Source organism: Pedobacter hartonius (genome assembly GCF_900107535.1).
GTDB classification, from domain to species: Bacteria; Bacteroidota; Bacteroidia; order Sphingobacteriales; family Sphingobacteriaceae; genus Pedobacter; species Pedobacter hartonius.
Genome location: NZ_FNRA01000004.1, coordinates 12,989 through 32,305 on the forward strand (window position 1 = coordinate 12,989; position 19,317 = coordinate 32,305).

Genomic DNA, 19,317 nt, shown 5'->3' on the forward strand with positions numbered 1-19,317 from the left:
GATACAGTGGCTGATTAAATGATAACACTATGAACTATTTTGTAAACGAAAAAGGTTACTACGGAGATTTTGGGGGAGCATATATTCCTGAAATGCTTTACCCGAATGTTGAAGAACTGAGACAAAACTATCTTAAGATCATCAACGATGCAGATTTTCAAAAGGAATTTCATGCATTGCTGAAGGATTATGTTGGAAGGCCTTCGCCACTTTATCTGGCTAAACGCTTATCAAAAAAATATAATGCCCATATCTTCCTGAAAAGGGAAGACCTGAACCATACAGGGGCGCATAAGATTAACAATACGATCGGTCAGATTTTACTGGCCGAGAAGCTGGGAAAGAAAAGGATCATTGCTGAGACCGGTGCCGGGCAACATGGCGTGGCCACTGCTACCGTTTGCGCCCTGCGCGGCCTGGAATGTGTGATTTACATGGGTGAAGTGGATATTCAACGTCAGGCACCCAATGTGGCAAGGATGAAAATGCTGGGTGCTACGGTTATTTCGGCAGTATCTGGCAGTAAAACACTGAAGGATGCAACCAATGAGGCCATGCGCGACTGGATCAATAACCCTGTTGATACACACTATATCATCGGTTCTGTTGTTGGCCCGCATCCCTATCCTGATATGGTATCCATCTTTCAGTCTGTCATTTCTGAAGAAACGAAAAAACAGCTGATGGAACAAACCGGAAGCGACCAGCCGGATTACGTACTTGCCTGTGTAGGTGGCGGCAGTAATGCCATGGGTATGTTCTATCATTTCATTGGTGATGAAAATGTAAAACTGATTGCCGTAGAGGCTGCAGGTAAGGGCGTAAGCAGCGGATTTTCTGCGGCCACTACATTCCTGGGCAAAGAAGGAGTCTTACATGGCAGCAGGAGCATCCTGATGCAAACGGCAGACGGACAGGTGGTGGAACCGCATTCTGTTTCTGCCGGACTGGATTATCCCGGAATTGGTCCGCAACATGCACACTTGTTTAAAACTACAAGAGCACAATATGCTTCCATTACAGATGAAGAGTCACTGGAAGCAGGATTGTTGTGTACCCAGATGGAAGGCATCATTCCTGCCATTGAAAGTGCCCACGCCCTCGCTTACCTGGAGAAAATGGAATTCACAGGAAATGAAAATGTTGTGGTGTGCCTTTCCGGAAGGGGAGATAAGGATATGCAGACTTACATGAACTATTTCGGATTTTAACACAGCAATTTTCTACAACAAAGAACAAATGAACAGAATTGACCTATTATTCAAGGAGAAAAAGAACAATATCCTTTCTATATATTATACCGCAGGTTATCCTGGTTTGGGAGATACCGTTGCGATTGCAGAGGCCCTGCAGGAATCAGGAGCAGATATGCTGGAAATCGGATTTCCGTATTCAGATCCGGTAGCGGACGGGCCGGTGATACAGGCCACCAGCAAGCAGGCGCTGGATAATGGAATGGACCTGAACCTGTTATTCGAACAGCTGAAACAATTGCGTAAAAAGGTAACTATTCCTGTACTGCTGATGGGTTACGTTAATCCGGTATTGCAATATGGCGTAGAAAACTTCTGCAAGGCTTGTGCCGATGCAGGAATTGATGGTTGTATAGTACCAGATCTGCCGATGTATGAGTATGAAGAGTTATATCAAGGTGTTTTTCTGAAATATGGCTTGCGTAATATCTTTTTGGTTACCCCCCAGACTTCTGATGAACGTATCCGGAAAATAGACGGATTAAGTGATGGGTTTATCTATTTGCTTTCTGCATCAGCTACTACAGGGAAAAACCTGAATGTTTCTGATGTCACTACAACTTACTTCTCCAGGGTTGCCGCAATGGAACTGAAGAATCCTACGCTGATCGGATTTGGGATCAGCAGCAAGGAGACCTTTGAAAAAGCATGCAAGTATGCCAATGGCGGAATCATCGGTACCGCATTTGTAAAGGCTGTGGCAAAGGGAGATCTGAAAGAGAATATCAGCTCTTTTATGAAGATGTTCAGGTAATATCAGGCTGTCCTCTTTGATGTGCAAAATTCAAAGTCTTTTACATCATTGGCTGGGATGATCTCATTTGGATATCGGCATGTTATCAGCCTTTTCAGTTGAGTTTTCAAGGGCTTTGCTGAAAAACAAGCCCTCTTTTCCCGGCGAGTGTTTTAAGCTCCGTCTGTAGCACGGTGGCATAGAAGATCCCTGAGAAGATCTTTAAAAATATGGTTGTTTGTGTCATTCCGGCCTTGTCGTTCTTTTGCGCAGCAAATTAATGCAGTCGGAATGATACAACAACTATATTTTCCAATCAGATGATCTTTTGTTAAACGATACCATCCAGGAAAACAGCCAGGGCACAAATTATTCCTGAATACAGCGAATGACCACGGTATAAAATTACAGGTAATTTTCCAGTATACCCTTTCCTTCGCGGATGATTTCAAAGTCGCCCATAGTACAGTCTACTACTGTAGATGGCTCATTGTCTCCATAACCGCCATCGATGATAAGGTCAACCAGGTCTTTATACTTCTCATGGATCAGTTCCGGATCAGTAGAATATTCGATGAGTTCATCATCATCTTTGATGGAGGTAGAGAGGATTGGATTTCCCAGCACCTTTACAATTTCCCTCGCAATGTTATTGTCAGGCACCCTGATACCCACAGTTTTTTTGTTTGAACTAAGTAGTTTCGGCACATTGTTATTGGCATTAAAGATGAAAGTAAAAGGACCGGGCAATGCTTTCTTCAACAATCGAAATACCGTGGTGTCAATGGGTTTTACATAATCTGAAATGTGGCTCAGGTCTGAGCAGATAAACGAGAAATTTGCTTTTTCAGGCTTAATTCCCCGGATCTGGCAGATCCTTTCTATAGCCTTTTGATTGGTAATATCACAGCCCAGCCCGTATACGGTATCGGTGGGATAAATGATAATTCCTCCTTTTTTAAGCACCTCGACAACCTGTTCGATGGCCTTTGGATTAGGATTCTCCGGATATATTTTGATAAGCATATGTAAATTTACTAAAAACTTTCATCCGTAATTTGATAATTATCGTACTATTGATGATTAATTGTTAAACCTGTTTGTATGAGAAAAGCATTTATTGCGATTGCCGCGTTCCTGGTCGCGGCAACTTTGATGATAAGCATAGCATGGCCACCTTTTTACTGGGCATTTATCTTTATCGGCCCGGTTGTCTTATTGGGTATATATGACCTCTACCAGCCTAAACATAGTATTGTAAGAAACTATCCCGTAGTAGGCCGGTTACGGTATCTTGCCGAAGACCTGCGCCCTAAAGTGTACCAGTATTTCGTGGAGAGCGACACCAATGGGAAACCCTTTAACAGGTTAAACCGGTCGCTGATCTATCAGCGTGCAAAAAAAGAAAATGATACTATCCCTTTTGGTACACAGCTGGATGTCTATGAGAATGGTTATGAATGGCTAAGCCATAGTATCGCGGCTATCAGCCATCATGAACTGGATGAAGACCCGAGAGTGCTGGTAGGAGGGCCTGATTGTGCATTGCCTTATTCCGCCAGTATATTTAATATCTCTGCCATGAGTTTTGGTTCCTTAAGCCAGAATGCAATCCTTGCGTTAAACGGAGGCGCCTTTATGGGAAACTTTGCGCACAATACAGGCGAGGGTGGGATCAGTGATTACCATGCCGGCCCCAAAGGTGATCTGATCTGGCAGATCGGGACGGGTTATTTCGGTTGCCGCAACCATGACGGAACGTTCAATTACGACGCTTTTTCAGTGAGGGCAAAGGCAGAACAGGTGAAGATGATCGAAATCAAGCTCTCGCAGGGCGCCAAGCCCGGGCATGGGGGAATACTTCCGGCAAGAAAGGTGACGCCCGAAATTGCAAGGATCAGACTGGTGAAGGAAGGCTATGATGTGATCTCTCCCCCTGCGCATTCTGCATTCTCTACGCCCCTGGAAATGATGGCTTTTGTGAAAAAATTAAGGGAGCTCTCCGGCGGAAAGCCTGTGGGTTTTAAGTTATGCATCGGGCGTAAAAGTGAATTCTTTGCTATTTGTAAGGCCATGACAGAATCAGGTACCTATGTGGACTTTATCACTGTAGATGGAGGTGAGGGTGGTACGGGTGCCTCTCCGCAGGAGTTTTCTAATGCTGTAGGGATGCCATTAAGAGAAGGACTGGCATTTGTCTATGATGTGCTCAGCGGGTTTGATCTCAAGAAACATATAAAGATCATTTCTTCCGGAAAGGTATCCTCAGGATTTGACCTGGTGAAAAATATAGCCCTTGGAGCCGATATGTGTAATTCTGCCAGGGGGATGATGTTTGCCCTCGGATGTATCCAGGCTTTAGAATGCAACAGCAACACCTGCCCTACGGGCGTAGCTACCCAGGACCCCAGTTTAATGAAAGGACTGGTTGTTGATGATAAAAAGGTACGTGTGTTCAACTATCACCGTTTAACGGTGGCCAGTGCAGTAGAGTTACTGGGTGCTGCAGGACTGCGGCACACCTATCAGCTGACCCGCGCATATATTAACAGAAGGATCTCAACGAATGCAATTCAATCCTATATGGAGACCTTTCCCTATATCCCTGAAGGAAGTTTATTGAATACGCCTTATCCTTTACGGTTTGAACTGGGGATGGCGCTGAGCACAGCGGCCAGTTTTGCACCAACAGACTACCAGGTAACTTCTATCGATTACGCGCATGCGAATTCATTTTCGGATACCTTACCGCAATCCAATTAAACGTTCAGTTACTGGTTGACCGGTCAGCCGGAATAGGTAGTTATAAACAAAAAACTCCCTGTAAGGGAGTTTTTTGTTCGATATTGTATGAGCGCAATTGATTAAAACTCGGCGTTCTTCGGGTAACGCGGGAAAGCGATCACATCTCTGATGTTGGTCATGCCGGTAACAAATAATACCAGGCGCTCAAATCCCAATCCAAAGCCTGCATGCGGAGCTGATCCGAATTTCCGTGTATCCAGGTACCACCATAGTTCCTCCTGAGGAATATTGAGTTCTTCCATACGCTGGGTAAGTTTGTCCAGGCGTTCCTCTCTTTGTGATCCGCCGATCATTTCACCAATACCAGGGAACAAGATATCCATTGCGGCTACGGTTTTCCTGCCTTCTGCATCAGGTTCATTCTGGCGCATGTAGAACGATTTAATATCCGCAGGATAATCTGTAAGGATCACCGGCTTTTTGAAATGCTTTTCTACCAGGAAGCGTTCATGTTCAGATTGCAGGTCGGCACCCCATTCATTGATCAGGTATTTGAATTGCTTTTTCTGATTTGGTTTTGACGAACGTAAAATGTTGATCGCTTCCGTATAGGTAAGACGCTGGAAATCGTTATTTAAGCAGAAATTCAGTTTGTCCAGGAGTGAAAGTTCAGAACGCTCATTTTGCGGTTTCGTTTTTTCATCTTCAAGCAGGCGGGTATTTAAAAACTCAATTTCTTCCTTACAGTTTTCCAGGGCATAGCTGATCACATACTTCATCATATCCTCAGCAAGCTGCATGTTATCTTCCAGGTCGGCAAAAGCCACCTCAGGTTCAATCATCCAGAACTCGGCAAGGTGACGTGTAGTGTTCGAGTTTTCTGCACGGAATGTAGGGCCAAAGGTATAGATCTGGCCGAAAGCCATTGCTGCCAGTTCACCTTCCAGCTGACCGGATACAGTGAGGTTGGTGGCTCTTCCGAAGAAGTCTTCCGAAAAATCTACCTTACCATCTTCGGTTCTTGGTGTGTTATCGAAATCAAGCGTAGTTACTTTAAACATTTCTCCTGCGCCCTCAGCATCAGAAGCAGTGATCACAGGGGTATGCATATACACGAACCCCCGTTCATTATAAAACTGATGTATGGCAAAAGCCAGGGCATGACGGACTTTAAAAACTGCATTAAAAGTATTGGTACGGAAACGCAGGTGTGCAATTTCTCTTAAAAATTCCAGGCTGTGTTTTTTAGGCTGCAAAGGGAATTTCTCCGCATCACTATCGCCAAGGATCTCAATGGTATCTGCTTTCACCTCCACACTTTGTCCTTTACCAAGAGAAGGTATCAATGTACCTGTAACCGCAATAGCCGCACCGGTAGTAATTCTTTTTAATAATTCTTCTGATGTATTTGTGAAATCAACAACGATCTGGATGTTACCCATACATGAGCCATCATTGATCGCAATAAACTGGTTGTTACGGAAGGTTCTTACCCATCCCATTACCGTTACTTCTCTGTTAAAATCTGCAGTGCCTAACAGGCTTTTTATTTTTTCTCTTTTAATCATGATTTTCTTGTGGAGCGCTCAAAAATAAGGAATTCCATCTAGAAATAAGAGGAGAGGCAGGAGAAGTTTAATTGTGTTTATTTATTGACGTTTTTGTGAATTTATTACAATTATTTATTTTTTGACATAATTTTCAGTGTTAAAATCATATTAAATTAATTTTTATCTATATTTTGTGTGATAGTTTTGGCTTTATATCTATTTTTACATTGTTTAAACCTTATTTTGTTGTTATAATTATATTTACTCCTATTTTATAGGCCTTTTTCACGTATTTAATGGTGTTTTTATGTTTATTAAGTGTTTTGAAATAAAAAAAACAAAATAAATGTTGCAATTGTGTTATAAGTTCGTATGTTTGTATTGCTCGTTTAATTTATATTTGGTTTAAAGATCCTCCGACCCACAAGTTGGAGGATTTTTTGTTTATAGGGCATTCCGGAATAAAGTGCATAAAAAAATGCCAACTGAATTAACAATTGGCATGGGTATAATTATAAAAGGCTCAGCCTTTAATATAAAATTAAGCCAGAACTTCAGTAACAAGTGCAGCTGCATCTTTCAACGCGATTGCAGAGAATACTTTCAATCCGGATTCATCGATTAATTTTTTGGCTTCTTCAGCGTTTGTACCTTGTAAACGGCAGATAATCGGAACAGGGATATCACCTATTTCATTATAAGCATCAATAACACCTTGTGCAACGCGGTCACAACGGACAATACCACCAAATATATTGATCAGGATAGCTTTAACATTTGGATCTTTAAGGATGATGTTAAAACCGGCTTTCACAGTTTGTGCATTTGCAGTACCACCAACGTCAAGGAAGTTCGCAGGCTCACCACCAGCGATTTTAATGATGTCCATTGTAGCCATTGCCAAACCGGCACCGTTAACCATACAGCCAACATTTCCGTCCAGTTTTACATAGTTTAAGTTTGACTCACTTGCTTCAACATCAGTTGGATCCTCTTCCAGTTTATCACGCATTGCTGCATAATCAGGATGACGGAACAAAGCATTTTCGTCCAGGTCTACCTTCGCATCAACAGCAATAATTTTATCGTCTGAAGTTTTTAAAACAGGGTTGATCTCAAACATCGCAGAGTCAGTGCTGTCATAAGCTTTGTATAAAGCAGTAACAAATTTCACCATTTCTTTGAATGCTCCGCCGCTTAAACCAAGATTAAAAGCAATTTTACGGGCCTGGAAACCTTGAAGGCCTACGGCAGGGTCAACTTCTTCTTTGAAAATTAAGTGAGGAGTATGTTCTGCAACTTCTTCAATATCCATACCGCCTTCGGTAGAATACATGATGATGTTTCTGCCAACTGCACGGTTTAATAAAACGCTCACATAAAATTCTTTTGTTTCAGAAGCACCTGGATAGTAAACATCCTGAGCAACCAGAATCTTATTTACTTTTTTACCTTCAGCTCCGGTTTGAGGAGTAATCAGTTGCATACCTAAAATATCGGTAGCTCTTTGTTTAACCTCGTCCAGGTTTTTGGCTAATTTAACACCACCGCCTTTTCCTCTGCCGCCAGCATGGATTTGTGCTTTAATCACTACCCAGTCAGAGTTATAGTCTGCTTTCATCTTTTTAGCAGCTTCTACAGCTTGCTCAACAGTTTCGGCAACTATGCCCTCTTGTACGGCAACACCAAAACTTTTAAGTATTTCTTTACCTTGATATTCGTGTATATTCATTAGCTGAAAAATTTGATCCAAATCTACAATTTCAGATTGGTTTTAAAAACTTATTCTGGGTTTTATCCTGCGGTAAAAGGTGTAATATTAACGTTAACTGGATTTAATCTCAACTTTTTGTAAGTTTGCTACATGCTAAAAGCTATAGGTATTAAAAAAGCTTACGGAAATCTGCCGATCCTTAAAGGTGTGGATTTTGAAGTCAGTAAGGGAGAGATCGTCAGTATCATCGGGGCATCGGGTGCCGGCAAAAGTACACTTTTACATATTTTGGGTACGCTGGACAAGCCTGACGCAGGTACTGTGGAACTGAACGGTACCAGGATCAACAAACTTTCAGGGGCACTGTTAAGCGTTTTCAGGAATGAAAATATAGGATTTGTGTTTCAGTTTCACCACCTGCTGCCAGAATTCACAGCGCTTGAAAACATTTGTATTCCCGCCTTTATTGCAAAAAAAAGCAGGAAAACTACAGAATTGCGTGCGATGGAGCTCATGGACCTGCTGGGTCTGAAGGAGCGCGCATCGCACAAGCCCAATGAACTTTCCGGGGGTGAGCAGCAGCGTATTGCTGTTGCGAGGGCACTGATCAATGATCCGTCGATCATACTGGCCGATGAACCCTCCGGTAACCTGGATTCAGCCAATGCACAGTCGCTTCACCAGTTTTTTATTACCCTTCGTGATAACTTTAAGCAAACCTTTGTGATCGTTACCCATAATGAAGACCTTGCCCAGATCAGCGACAGGGTTGTTACCATGAAAGATGGTTTAATTGTATAAGATTTGAAAACATTGATTACCGGAGGGAAATCTTCCCAGGCACTAAAACTATTAAAGGCATTTACAGAAAACCAGGTTTTACTGGCAGATTATGGCGAAACTCCTTCTTTTTCGTCTGCACAATATCAATTTATAAGCCTTGGCGACAGAAATGAAGATACCACAGCTCATAATCTGCTGAGTGTATGTCTTGATCAGGAGGCAGACTGTCTGTTGCCGCTTTATATCTTTGAGCTCGAAGCCGTAGTAAAGTCACTGATCTTATTTGAGGAGTTTAACATCCATGTATTATTGCCGGACCTGGCTACCTTTCCATTATACCCTTTAAGCGGAGCCTCCAATACGCAGAGCTGGGCCGTATACAACAGGGGAGAGCTGATCTACGCTTCAGCCCCGGAATTGCAGCCTGGAGGGAACACAGTCGGACTGAATGGTGTCTTTTATATAGATCAAACCCCTGAGGGAATTAAGCGAACACTATTTACGGTTTCCTGATGAGTTACAAGGATTATATCAGGGACAACCGGGCCTTTGTATTTGAGCTGGACAATGTGCTCTACCCGGAAAAAGACTACTGGCTGCAGGTATATTATCTGTTTGCCCAGTTCATTGAATATGCTGAGCAAATTGAAGGTGCCGGTATCATCCGTTTTATGGAAGAGACCTACCGCAATGACGGTCATTCCGGGATCTTTCAGAAGACGGCAATACAGTTTGATCTGCCTGAAAAATATCAGGTTAACTTTGATTTGCTGCAGCAAAATGCCAGGCTGCCTTTGAAATTACTGCTGTTTGCGCCTGTCCTTAGTTTTCTAAGGGAAGTTAGGGCTGCAGGCAAACCTGTCTTTTTATTGGTTGACGGAGATCCTGCAATACAGCTGAACAAGATCAGGCAAATGGAGTGGAATGGCCTTGAACAATATATGAAGGTGTATTTTCTGGCCGAAATGGCCAATGGATATATAGATGGTATTGAAAGGATTACGGCTGAAAGTAGTGTTAAAAGTGAAGAAATTCTCGTTATCGGGGCAGAAAAAGATGGCACGAATTTAGCATATTTTAACACGTTAAGGTTTCTGACGGTCGACAAACTTTCCGTAACTTAATTGCGTAATTACCAGTAGTCTATATTCCATTCCTATGAATACTATTTTTACTAAATATCGGTTCGGCATACTCTCTATATTTATCCTTTGTATTGGCGGTCTGACTGCCTGTAAAAAGAATAAATCGGAGGAGGCTACTACAACCACTACTGCGGGAGTACCTTCAACGGGCTCGCGCAGGGAGCTTACGTTAGATTCGCTATTTCTTTATGCCAAGCAGATCTATTTCTGGAATGATGCCCTTCCTGAATACAGTACGTTTAATCCAAGACAATATTCATCAAAATCTGTTGATCTCGATAATTATGATGATGAATTGTATGCGATCACCCAGCTGAAACTAAATCCTGCAACAGGCAAGGCCTATGAATATTATGGTGACGGTTTCCCGAAATACTCCTACATTGAGGATATCACTACAGCGAATCCGGCAGTAACTTCCAGTGTAGACGGCAGGGCCAATGTAGATACCGAAGGTAACGGATATGATATCGGAATCAGGCCAGTTTATTACCTGGTTCGTAACTCTGATACTTATTATCTTTTTATAACTGCTGTTTATCCGGGATCACCGGCCGCCGCCGCAGGTGTGCAAAGAGGATGGGTAATCACCAAGGTAAACGGTACAGCAATTGGTACAAACTATTCTACCGAACGTTCATCTGTCAGTGCTGCACTGGATGGGGCTTCTGTGAAAATTGAGGGATATAACTATGTAGACAAGGTTCCTTTTAATCTCACTTTAAACAGGGCCTCTTACAAAAGTAGTCCCGTGTATGCTTCAAAAGTAATCGTAAGGCCTGGTAAGAAAATCGGCTATCTGGCCTTTGCACGGTTTTCGGCCTTAACAAACCAGGATGCGCCAAGTGATACAAATCTGGATCCTGTATTTTCTAATTTCAGTACACAGGGAATTACAGACCTGGTAGTTGATCTCCGGTATAATGGAGGCGGATATATTCAAACAGCCGAATATCTTGCAAACCTGATTGCACCTTCAGGCACGACAGGTAAGAAAATGTACACTGAGATTTATAATACTGCGATGCAGGCTAATCCTAAAACAACGATCATGGTCAATCAACCGCTGTTAACTTCAGCTGGTAAGGTTCAGTTCCAGGATGGTAAAAGGCTTACCTATGCTGATATCGATTATTCCCAGGCTGGTAACACCACTAACTTCACAAAACAAGGAACACTGAATTCAGTTACCAATGTGGTATTTATCGTAAGCGGCAGTACCGCATCTGCGAGCGAGCTGCTGATCAACTCTCTTAAGCCCTATATGACTGTGCAGCTTGTAGGAGGGACTACTTATGGCAAGCCTGTAGGTTTCTTCCCCATTACACTGGAGCACAGGTATGACGTCTACATGTCGCTTTTTGAAACACGGAATGCAAATAACGAAGGAGGATATTACGCAGGGATGGTTCCGGGCACGGTTGTGGATGACAATTCGCAATATCCTTTCGGCGATGAAAGAGAACAGAATCTTTCTGCAGCTTTAAACTTAATTGCTCCGGGATCTGTTTCCAGTCAGAGTGCTGCCAGCAGCGTCAAGGACCGGAGTTCACAGGTATCTTCATTCAGTTATTCTGGTGTTAAGCCGGCCAACCCGCACAGCGAATTTGTTGGTATGATTGAGAAGAAACATAATTTGAAGAAATAAACAAATCACATCAGGCCGACCGCATAGTTCTATCAGGAACAGGGGATTCTCCGGGTAGGTATTCAGGTCAGGACGCTATGAAAACCCCATAACTGCGGCGCGACTGCGCTGTTTAAAGCAAAAAAGCGCAGTCGCACCGCAGTTATAGCTTATTTAAAGCGTTTTAAGCGCAATCAATGACTGAACAAGGGAAGAAGAAGGCTGAACAGTGCCGGTTTACCTTCTTTTAGACTGGAGCTTTTCTCTGAAGACCTTTTCTACGGTACGGTCTTTATCAAAATTATCGATAATTTCCAGGATGCCGTTAGCAGCATTGATAAAAAATTCCTGGTTGATATTCTCAAAAGTATCAGTTGACTTGTGGTAGTCTTTGTGATCTTCTACACCAAAGTAAACAAAAGGAATATTCTTGTTATTAAAGGCCGCCTGGTCACTTTGTTCTGTCCAGTCGTCAATCCCTAACTTTGGGTTGTCATGTCCGAAAAGGATCTTCAGATCAGGGATGGTAGTGACAATGTAATTCTTTAACTGATAGTTTTTATAGGTGCCAGAAGCATATAGTTCTCCTTTATCATTGTGACTGATCATGTCAAGGTTAATATTAAGCCTGATTCTTTTCAGATCAATAGGCAGATGGCTGACAAAATATTCCGAGCCCTTTCTGCCAAACTCTTCTGCGTCAAAAGCAGCAAAAATCAGCGTATAGTTTGGTTTGCTTTTTGCGTAATGCGCGGCTATTTTCAACATTCCGGCTACGCCGGATGCATTGTCATCAGCTCCGTTGAAGATCTTGCCATTGATGATCCCAAGATGGTCGTAATGGGCTGATATCACAATTACTTTACTGCTGCTTCCTGGAATATATCCGATCATATTTCGTCCCAGTATTTTAGGGTCGTCAATTCCTGAGAAAGTGAAAGACTGCTGATAGCTATTCAATAAAGGAAAAGATTTTAAACCAATTTCTTTGAAACGTTTGCTAATATAATTTCTGGCCATTTCTGCCCCTTTTGTTCCTGTTTTCCTACCCTCATAGGCATCTGAGGAAAGCGTTTGAACATCTTTTAATAACTGATCTGAATGTGCCGGAAGATTAGATGTTTTTACCGCATTGCAACCCGCTGCCAGTAGCAGGGGTAGGAGTAAATATAATTTCATAGCAATAGGTTTAGTTGAGTACAGCTTTTAATGTGTTACGTAAAGCCTAATATATTACAAATTAATGACAGATCAATAGCCAAATGAAAAAATTAACTTTGTTGGAGTATCTGTCTGATTTATAAACTAAAAATTATTCAAAAAGGGTATACGGCACTATTTTTAATGGATAGAGACGCGTTATAAGAATGTTTTGTGATGAAAGGATGAGCTATGACTGAGTCATATTTTGAATCCGTTTGAGTAAAACGGCCCAAAAACAGAAAAAGATTGGCTTTGCCAATCTTTTTCTGTTTTAAGAATAAAGGTTTTGTATTAACCTAAATATGATTTTAATATTTTGCTGCGGGAAGTATGGCGCAGGCGTTGTAAAGCTTTATCTTTAATCTGACGTACGCGTTCACGTGTTAAATTGAATTTTTCTCCTATCTCTTCCAGAGATAGAGGATGGTTGGTGCTCAGACCAAAGAACAGCACGATAATCTCTCTTTCACGTTCTGTTAAAGTAGACAGTGACCGTTTGATCTCTTCAGAAAGAGATTCATTGATCAGGCTGCTGTCCGTATTTGGTTCATGGTTTTCCAGTACATCAAGAAGTGTATTTTCTTCACCCTGTACAAATGGAGCATCCATGGATACATGACGGCCAGAATTACTTAACGTATCTGAGATTTTATCAACCGTAGTTTCGAGGATATCTGCCAGTTCTTCCGGAGAAGGTTCGCGTTCGTATTCCTGTTCTAATTTTGAGAAAGCTTTACTGATCTTGCTCAATGAACCCACCTGGTTTAAAGGAAGGCGCACGATACGGCTTTGTTCAGCGATAGCCTGTAAAATAGACTGACGTATCCACCATACAGCATAAGAGATAAATTTGAAACCCTTGGTTTCATCAAATCTTTTTGCAGCTTTGATCAAACCCAGGTTACCCTCGTTAATTAAATCACCTAAAGTTAATCCCTGGTTCTGGTACTGCTTTGCAACCGAAACCACAAAACGCAAATTCGTTTTGGTTAAGCGTTCTAAAGCGGCCTGGTCACCCTCACGTATCTTTCTTGCCAGTATTACTTCCTCTTCTGCGGTGATTAAATCTACTTTCCCAATCTCATGAAGATATTTGTCTAGAGATTGACTCTCGCGATTGGTTATGGATTGGGTGATTTTGAGTTGTCTCATTTATGTGCTTTGGTGCTCGTTATTAATTGAACGTGCAAAAGTAAGGATTAAAAGGCAATTTTAAAACATAAATTCCTGAAAACGTTACACTTTACACTCGTTATTTATGTATTTGTTAGACAGCAAAAATTATTCCAAAGTACTTTTGACAGTTGGCCGGATATATACTCATATTTATTATATTTTTATTATAAGTCAATAACAAATAGTTGTTTTATAATATATTACGTATATTATGTTAGTTGGGTTTTTATGCTATAACAATATCGTTTTATGAGTTTTAAATTATAAATTGAGCGTATATTGCCAACTCAGGTCAGTTACTGTCAGAAATAGACCAATTAGTGTATGGAATACTAGAAGTTCATCTTTAAGCCGAAGCCAAGGCGAAAAATGTCAGTAAACGGAATTCCTTTTCTATCATGGTACCAGTTGATTGCATATAAGTCGTTCGTATTGGCTTCGACATAGAGACTGATAGATTTTATTTTGGTGCTCCCATCTCCCAGTATTTTGAGTTCTGATGTTAAACCGAGATGCTCTCTCAGTGCGGGCGACCAAAAATAGTAGCCTTTGTCATAAACCTGTGAGTCAAATTCAAATCCGAAATCCTGTCCGAAGGTGTAGGAAAGAAATGCAACGGGGTTAATAGGATGAAAGATGAGCTGGTCACCGATGTGGATAGCAAATGGTTTATAATCCAGTTTGACGGCTGCAATATCCAATTCTCCGCCTTTATTTTTTGGCACATAGCCGAAATGAAAGCTCAGGGTACTTTTTTCTTTCCATAAATTGTAACCTAAGCCACCGCTGATATAACCAATGCTGCCTGCGTATTGAATGCTTACCTGATCGGGGATCAATGTATTGATCAGTTTTGATTGGGCGACTGCGGTCTGCACACTGAAAAGTAGTAAAGGAAGGATATTAAAAAGTAACAGGGTGCGAAGTAAGTTGGCCATTTGTAATGTCAATGATGGTGAAAGTCTTGTTTAAGATCGTATTGGTGATGATGAAAGGTATTCCTGTGCCGTTAGCCCTGTAAATTGAGTCTGCCGAATGCCGGTGGGAATGAACAGCAGCAAGCATTCCGGGAGTGCTGTTAAACAAACTTTCATAACCGGCCCTTAGGGTCTGGTCAAAATCTGCATCTATTGGAGGGATATGCGCGAAGGCTACGATATACTGGGTACCTTCGTCTTTTGAGAGGTTCATACGAAGCCAGTCCAGATCAGGACTGCTGCCGTCAAAACTATGCTCCCTGCTGTTTGCATCATGGCATACAAATTTGATGCCTCCATAATCGAAAGTGAAGTTTTGGTTACCATACATCCGCTGGTAAACAGAATTACCTTCTGCGTTTTCGTCGTGGTTGCCTATTACCGTAATGAAAGGGACTTTTAATTTGTTATAGATATCATAGATACCCTGAAACTCCGTCAACAGACCGAAGTTGGTAACATCACCATTCAGGATAACGAAATCGATGTCGTTCTGTGAATTCACATAATCTACAAAACCCTTACTGTCTGTGTAATCTGTATGGGTATCTCCTGAGACTGCAATCCTGATCTGCGGGCCGGCAGTCTTTTTTGACAGTTCAGAAATTTCACGCGCGTTTACACCCTCCGGGGTGGTGGCGTCAAACTTTTGATTCGGGCTGAATTCGTTTCTATTACAACTAAATATAAATAGCGCTAAAAGATAAAGTAGTATTTTTTTTCTCATTCTTATTTTTAAACGATATAATGTTTAAAAAGTTGGGAATAAATATGGGTTATTATAAATCTGACAATTTGAAGATATTTTTCAGTTTGATGCCTTTTTCTGTTTGCTGCACGGTACAGCATTCATTCAGAGCATCATGTTCCAGATAAAGAACATATTCGCCGGCTGCAGCTTCTTCAAGGAATTCCTTTTTTTCTTTTAGTGTTTGCAGGGGAAACATATCGTATGCCATTACGTAGGGTAGAGGAATGTGTCCGGTAGAAGGAAGCAGGTCCGCGGCGTAAACAACAGTATGTCCTTTGTATTTCAACTGCGGTAGCATCATGGCATCTGTATGGCCAAAGGCAAAACGCACATTAAAATCAGGTAAGAATTCTGTTTGCTGCCGGGTTTCGATGAATTTTAGCTGTCCGCTTTCCTGGAGAGGAAGGATGTTTTCACTCAGAAAAGATGGTTTTTCCCTGACGTTTGGATGTACCGCCCAGTCCCAGTGTTTTTCATTACTCCAGTAGGCAGCATTTTTGAATGCCGGCACAAGCTGATCGCCCTGGCGCATGATTGCACCACCTACATGATCGAAATGCAGGTGTGTAAGAAACACATCGGTAATGTCATCGGTGCTGAAACCTTTTGCGGCCAGTGATTTTTCCAGCGTGTCATCCCCATGAAGATATAGATGGCTGAGCATCTTTTCCCCCAGTTTATTGCCTATACCGGTATCGATAAGGATCAGGCGGTTGCCCTCTTCAACCAGCAGGCAGCGCATTGCCCAGGTACACATATTATTGGCATCTGCCGGATTGGTTTTTTGCCATATGGATTTGGGTACCACGCCAAACATGGCGCCTCCGTCAAGTTTAAAAAGTCCGGTTTCTATCGTGTGTAAGATCATGCAGGATTGGTTTTGCGTAAAAATAAAAAAAAAGCCGTCTTATCAATAAAATAAGGGATGCCTTTTTGTGGGTATCAGGTAGGGAACGGTTTTACCAACCCTAATTTGAAATTCCTGCAAGGTCATTCAGATTTGCTATTGCCGTATCGTCAAGTACTATAGAGCTGACATTAATATTTTCCTGGAGATGTTCGATATTTGCGGTTTCTGGTATCAGGAAAATGTTCGGAGCATGTTGAAGCAACCAGGAAAGTCCTACCTGCGATGGCGTAAGCGACAACCGTTGGGCAATCTTAATGACTTCCTGATGTTCCGAAACTTTAGGCCAGCCCGGTACATTTCCTCCAAATGGAAAGAAAGGTATCCAGGCGACTTTATGATCCGAACAAGCAACCAGCAGGCGCTCAAATTCCCGGCTGATAAGACTATATACATTTTGTACCGCTGCTATTTCTGCCGGGACTGCCCGTTTAAACACGTCTAAGGTTACTCCGCTTAAGCCAATTGCGCCAATTTTTCCTTCATTGCGAAAATCTATCATTGTGGCCATTTGATCGTCAATATCAACTACCTGATTTCCCTCAGGGGATACCATACTTGGGCCAGCGTCAAGTCCCAGACTCCTAAGATTATTTTCGATGCTTTTGCGAAGATCTTCAGGACGCTGTGCAAGTTTAATCGGAATCTTGCCATTTGGATTTGGGTCGGCACCTATTTTACTTGCTAAAAATATGTTGGTGTTTGTTTTCAATACTTTATTGATCATGCTGTTAACAACCCCATTTCCATAAAATTCTGCTGTATCAATATGATTTACGCCAAGGTCAATGCCCGTTGGAGAATAGCAATAGCTTTAGTTGGATCGCCTTATACTGCTCCAATTGCATCGCGCCATATCCAAGGCGGGCTACGTCTTGATGACCAAGTCTGAGTGAATCCCCCTCAGGCGTAATTGATCTTGCATCGTGGCCATTTGAGGACATTCCATTTACTGGCTGTCTGACAGCATCCTTTCCGGCGCTTTTTTCATAACTTTTATCTTGCTCTTCTGGTGTTACCATAATAAAAATCTTAAATGAGTAATTGAAATAACAGGTAAACTAAGTATGTTATTAATAGATTTATAACTATTTTAATTAAAATATTTTACTTAAAAGATATTATTTCATGGTAAGAATTGCTGGCCTTTATGGTGATCTTCAATAACCTTTAGCCTGCGGAAATTATATAATTCCAAATTGAAGTCAAAAGTTCTGAGAAGGACTTGTGCAGGTTATAAATGAAGAGACCGTTTCATAATTACTTATGAAACGGTCTCTTTAAGATGATTTTATTTGCTGTATGTAGCCTACAGGTGAATTACTTCTCCGTATGCATCGGCAGCAGCTTCCATAATCGCCTCACTCATTGTAGGGTGCGGGTGTACGGATTTGATAATTTCATGACCTGTAGTTTCTAACTTACGGGCAACAACGATCTCAGCGATCATCTCAGTCACGTTAAAACCGATCATGTGTGCACCTAACAGTTCTCCGTATTTTGCATCAAAGACCAGTTTAACAAAACCATCTTTCGCACCGGCAGCACTCGCTTTACCTGAAGCTGAGAATGGGAATTTTCCGATCTTTAACTCATAACCTGCAGCTCTGGCAGCTTTTTCTGTATACCCCACGGAAGCAATTTCCGGAGTACAGTAGGTACATCCCGGGATATTGTTGTAGTCCAGTGGCTCAGGGTTTTGGCCTGCGATTTTCTCTACACAGATAATTCCTTCAGCAGAGGCAACGTGGGCCAGGGCTTGTCCGCTAACGATATCGCCGATGGCATAATAACCTTTTACTGAGGTATTGTAAAACTCATCTACAACAACTTTTCCTTTTTCGGTTTTAATACCGGTTTCTTCCAAACCTATATTTTCGAGGTTAGCAACTACACCAGCGGCAGAAAGTACGATGTCACACTCAATTGTTTGCATACCGGCAGCAGTTTTCACCTGCACTTTACATCCGCTTCCTGAAGTGTCTACAGATTCCACACTTGAAGAGGTCATCACTTCGATGCCTACCTTTTTGAAACTGCGTAATAATTGTTTGGAGATATCTTCATCTTCTACAGGAACGATGTTATCCAGAAATTCCACCACGGTAACTTTTGTACCCATTGTAGCATAGAAATATGCAAATTCTACACCGATAGCGCCAGAGCCTACTACCAGCATAGACTTAGGCAGTTCCGGTAAAACCATTGCCTGTCTGTAACCGATGATTTTCTTGCCGTCCTGTTTTACACTTGGCAATTCTTTTGAACGGCCGCCTGTTGCTACAATAATATTTTTTGCTGTATGTTCCTGTGTAGAACCATCAGCGCCTTTAACCTCTACCTTGTTTCCTGGTTTAACTTTACCAGTACCCATGATCACGTCAATCTTATTTTTCTTCATTAAGAATTGAACGCCTTTACTCATTCCGTCGGCTACACCACGGCTGCGTTTGATCACTGCAGCAAAATCTACATCAGCTCCGGCAGTTGTAATACCATAATCAGCAGAGTGATTGATATAATCAAATACCTGTGCGCTTTTCAATAATGCCTTGGTTGGAATACAGCCCCAGTTCAGGCAGATTCCACCTAATGATTCACGCTCTACAATTGCAGTCTTTAAACCCAACTGTGACGCTCTGATTGCAGCAACGTATCCGCCGGGACCGCTGCCTATTATAATTACATCGTAGTTCATATCTTTTTAAATGGGAATTAACTAAGTAAAGCCCAAAATTAAAAAAAATGTTCGT

General features: G+C 41.9%; 18 protein-coding genes. 7 read left to right on the forward strand and 11 right to left on the reverse strand.

Annotation, left to right across the window (positions count from 1 at the left end; all coding sequences use genetic code 11):
* The first annotated feature begins 29 nt into the window (after positions 1-29).
* Complete coding sequence (gene trpB / locus BLW16_RS08560) at positions 30-1,211, forward strand: tryptophan synthase subunit beta (RefSeq protein ID WP_090556177.1); 1,182 nt, start codon at positions 30-32, stop codon at positions 1,209-1,211.
* Between the two features lie 28 nt (positions 1,212-1,239).
* Positions 1,240-2,007, forward strand: coding sequence for a tryptophan synthase subunit alpha (gene trpA, locus BLW16_RS08565; protein ID WP_090556178.1), 768 nt, complete (start codon positions 1,240-1,242; stop codon positions 2,005-2,007).
* A gap of 384 nt (positions 2,008-2,391) precedes the next feature.
* Here trpA and BLW16_RS08570 read toward each other — a convergent pair whose 3' ends face one another.
* Positions 2,392-3,012: an L-threonylcarbamoyladenylate synthase gene (locus tag BLW16_RS08570; RefSeq protein ID WP_090556179.1), complete on the reverse strand. Its 621-nt coding sequence runs from the start codon at positions 3,010-3,012 to the stop codon at positions 2,392-2,394.
* A 78-nt stretch (positions 3,013-3,090) separates the two neighbouring features.
* Here BLW16_RS08570 and BLW16_RS08575 point away from each other — a divergent pair, with 78 nt between their 5' ends.
* Positions 3,091-4,749 carry an FMN-binding glutamate synthase family protein gene (locus BLW16_RS08575; RefSeq protein WP_090556180.1) on the forward strand — a complete coding sequence of 553 codons (1,659 nt, stop codon included), beginning with the start codon at positions 3,091-3,093 and terminating at the stop codon, positions 4,747-4,749.
* A 101-nt stretch (positions 4,750-4,850) separates the two neighbouring features.
* Here BLW16_RS08575 and asnS read toward each other — a convergent pair whose 3' ends face one another.
* On the reverse strand, positions 4,851-6,299 hold the full coding sequence (gene asnS, locus BLW16_RS08580; protein ID WP_090556181.1) for an asparagine--tRNA ligase: 1,449 nt from the start codon (positions 6,297-6,299) through the stop codon (positions 4,851-4,853).
* A 523-nt stretch (positions 6,300-6,822) separates the two neighbouring features.
* Entirely contained in the window at positions 6,823-8,013 is a 1,191-nt protein-coding gene (gene sucC, locus BLW16_RS08585) for an ADP-forming succinate--CoA ligase subunit beta (protein ID WP_090556182.1), read from the reverse strand.
* 132 nt (positions 8,014-8,145) lie between these two features.
* On the opposite strand from sucC, the gene BLW16_RS08590 reads away from it, so the two are divergent.
* The 4 genes from BLW16_RS08590 to BLW16_RS08605 are packed head-to-tail and all read left to right on the forward strand — an operon-like array spanning position 8,146 to position 11,571.
* Positions 8,146-8,796 (forward strand): ABC transporter ATP-binding protein, encoded by a 651-nt coding sequence (locus BLW16_RS08590; protein WP_090556183.1) that lies wholly within the window; start codon positions 8,146-8,148, stop codon positions 8,794-8,796.
* 3 nt (positions 8,797-8,799) lie between these two features.
* Positions 8,800-9,291 carry an ATP-grasp domain-containing protein gene (locus tag BLW16_RS08595; protein WP_139298296.1) on the forward strand — a complete coding sequence of 164 codons (492 nt, stop codon included), beginning with the start codon at positions 8,800-8,802 and terminating at the stop codon, positions 9,289-9,291.
* Positions 9,291-9,902, forward strand: coding sequence for an HAD family hydrolase (locus BLW16_RS08600; RefSeq protein WP_090556185.1), 612 nt, complete (start codon positions 9,291-9,293; stop codon positions 9,900-9,902). The genes BLW16_RS08595 and BLW16_RS08600 overlap by 1 nt, the downstream gene beginning before the upstream one ends.
* A 34-nt stretch (positions 9,903-9,936) precedes the next feature.
* Complete coding sequence (locus BLW16_RS08605; protein ID WP_090556186.1) at positions 9,937-11,571, forward strand: S41 family peptidase; 1,635 nt, start codon at positions 9,937-9,939, stop codon at positions 11,569-11,571.
* 216 nt (positions 11,572-11,787) lie between these two features.
* Here BLW16_RS08605 and BLW16_RS08610 read toward each other — a convergent pair whose 3' ends face one another.
* From BLW16_RS08610 to lpdA, 8 genes are all read right to left on the reverse strand, one after another.
* Positions 11,788-12,729, reverse strand: coding sequence for a M20/M25/M40 family metallo-hydrolase (locus tag BLW16_RS08610; protein ID WP_090556187.1), 942 nt, complete (start codon positions 12,727-12,729; stop codon positions 11,788-11,790).
* A 315-nt stretch (positions 12,730-13,044) separates the two neighbouring features.
* A complete protein-coding gene (locus tag BLW16_RS08615) occupies positions 13,045-13,905 on the reverse strand; it encodes a sigma-70 family RNA polymerase sigma factor (protein WP_008242129.1) in 861 nt (286 codons plus the stop codon).
* 356 nt (positions 13,906-14,261) lie between these two features.
* Positions 14,262-14,867 carry a hypothetical protein gene (locus BLW16_RS08620; RefSeq protein ID WP_090556188.1) on the reverse strand — a complete coding sequence of 202 codons (606 nt, stop codon included), beginning with the start codon at positions 14,865-14,867 and terminating at the stop codon, positions 14,262-14,264.
* Complete coding sequence (locus BLW16_RS08625; protein WP_090556189.1) at positions 14,833-15,633, reverse strand: metallophosphoesterase family protein; 801 nt, start codon at positions 15,631-15,633, stop codon at positions 14,833-14,835. The genes BLW16_RS08620 and BLW16_RS08625 overlap by 35 nt, the downstream gene beginning before the upstream one ends.
* Positions 15,634-15,685: 52 nt before the next feature.
* Positions 15,686-16,525, reverse strand: coding sequence for an MBL fold metallo-hydrolase (locus BLW16_RS08630; RefSeq protein ID WP_090556190.1), 840 nt, complete (start codon positions 16,523-16,525; stop codon positions 15,686-15,688).
* Between the two features lie 100 nt (positions 16,526-16,625).
* Positions 16,626-17,354 carry an aldo/keto reductase gene (locus BLW16_RS08635; protein ID WP_217631549.1) on the reverse strand — a complete coding sequence of 243 codons (729 nt, stop codon included), beginning with the start codon at positions 17,352-17,354 and terminating at the stop codon, positions 16,626-16,628.
* Positions 17,350-17,586, reverse strand: coding sequence for a hypothetical protein (locus BLW16_RS23485; RefSeq protein ID WP_217631543.1), 237 nt, complete (start codon positions 17,584-17,586; stop codon positions 17,350-17,352). The genes BLW16_RS08635 and BLW16_RS23485 overlap by 5 nt, the downstream gene beginning before the upstream one ends.
* 287 nt (positions 17,587-17,873) lie before the next feature.
* Positions 17,874-19,262, reverse strand: a complete 1,389-nt coding sequence (gene lpdA / locus BLW16_RS08640) for a dihydrolipoyl dehydrogenase (protein ID WP_090556191.1) — start codon at positions 19,260-19,262, stop codon at positions 17,874-17,876.
* Positions 19,263-19,317 lie beyond the last annotated feature (55 nt).

Bases quoted from the DNA above. Each gene is read 5' to 3' on its own strand.
- trpB (WP_090556177.1), top strand. From the start codon at position 30: ATGAACTATTTTGTAAACGAAAAAGGTTACTACGGAGATTTTGGGGGA.
- trpA (WP_090556178.1), top strand. From the start codon at position 1,240: ATGAACAGAATTGACCTATTATTCAAGGAGAAAAAGAACAATATCCTT.
- BLW16_RS08570 (WP_090556179.1), bottom strand. From the start codon at position 3,012: ATGCTTATCAAAATATATCCGGAGAATCCTAATCCAAAGGCCATCGAA.
- BLW16_RS08575 (WP_090556180.1), top strand. From the start codon at position 3,091: ATGAGAAAAGCATTTATTGCGATTGCCGCGTTCCTGGTCGCGGCAACT.
- asnS (WP_090556181.1), bottom strand. From the start codon at position 6,299: ATGATTAAAAGAGAAAAAATAAAAAGCCTGTTAGGCACTGCAGATTTT.
- sucC (WP_090556182.1), bottom strand. From the start codon at position 8,013: ATGAATATACACGAATATCAAGGTAAAGAAATACTTAAAAGTTTTGGT.
- BLW16_RS08590 (WP_090556183.1), top strand. From the start codon at position 8,146: ATGCTAAAAGCTATAGGTATTAAAAAAGCTTACGGAAATCTGCCGATC.
- BLW16_RS08600 (WP_090556185.1), top strand. From the start codon at position 9,291: ATGAGTTACAAGGATTATATCAGGGACAACCGGGCCTTTGTATTTGAG.
- BLW16_RS08605 (WP_090556186.1), top strand. From the start codon at position 9,937: ATGAATACTATTTTTACTAAATATCGGTTCGGCATACTCTCTATATTT.
- BLW16_RS08610 (WP_090556187.1), bottom strand. From the start codon at position 12,729: ATGAAATTATATTTACTCCTACCCCTGCTACTGGCAGCGGGTTGCAAT.
- BLW16_RS08615 (WP_008242129.1), bottom strand. From the start codon at position 13,905: ATGAGACAACTCAAAATCACCCAATCCATAACCAATCGCGAGAGTCAA.
- BLW16_RS08620 (WP_090556188.1), bottom strand. From the start codon at position 14,867: ATGGCCAACTTACTTCGCACCCTGTTACTTTTTAATATCCTTCCTTTA.
- BLW16_RS08625 (WP_090556189.1), bottom strand. From the start codon at position 15,633: ATGAGAAAAAAAATACTACTTTATCTTTTAGCGCTATTTATATTTAGT.
- BLW16_RS08630 (WP_090556190.1), bottom strand. From the start codon at position 16,525: ATGATCTTACACACGATAGAAACCGGACTTTTTAAACTTGACGGAGGC.
- BLW16_RS23485 (WP_217631543.1), bottom strand. From the start codon at position 17,586: ATGGTAACACCAGAAGAGCAAGATAAAAGTTATGAAAAAAGCGCCGGA.
- lpdA (WP_090556191.1), bottom strand. From the start codon at position 19,262: ATGAACTACGATGTAATTATAATAGGCAGCGGTCCCGGCGGATACGTT.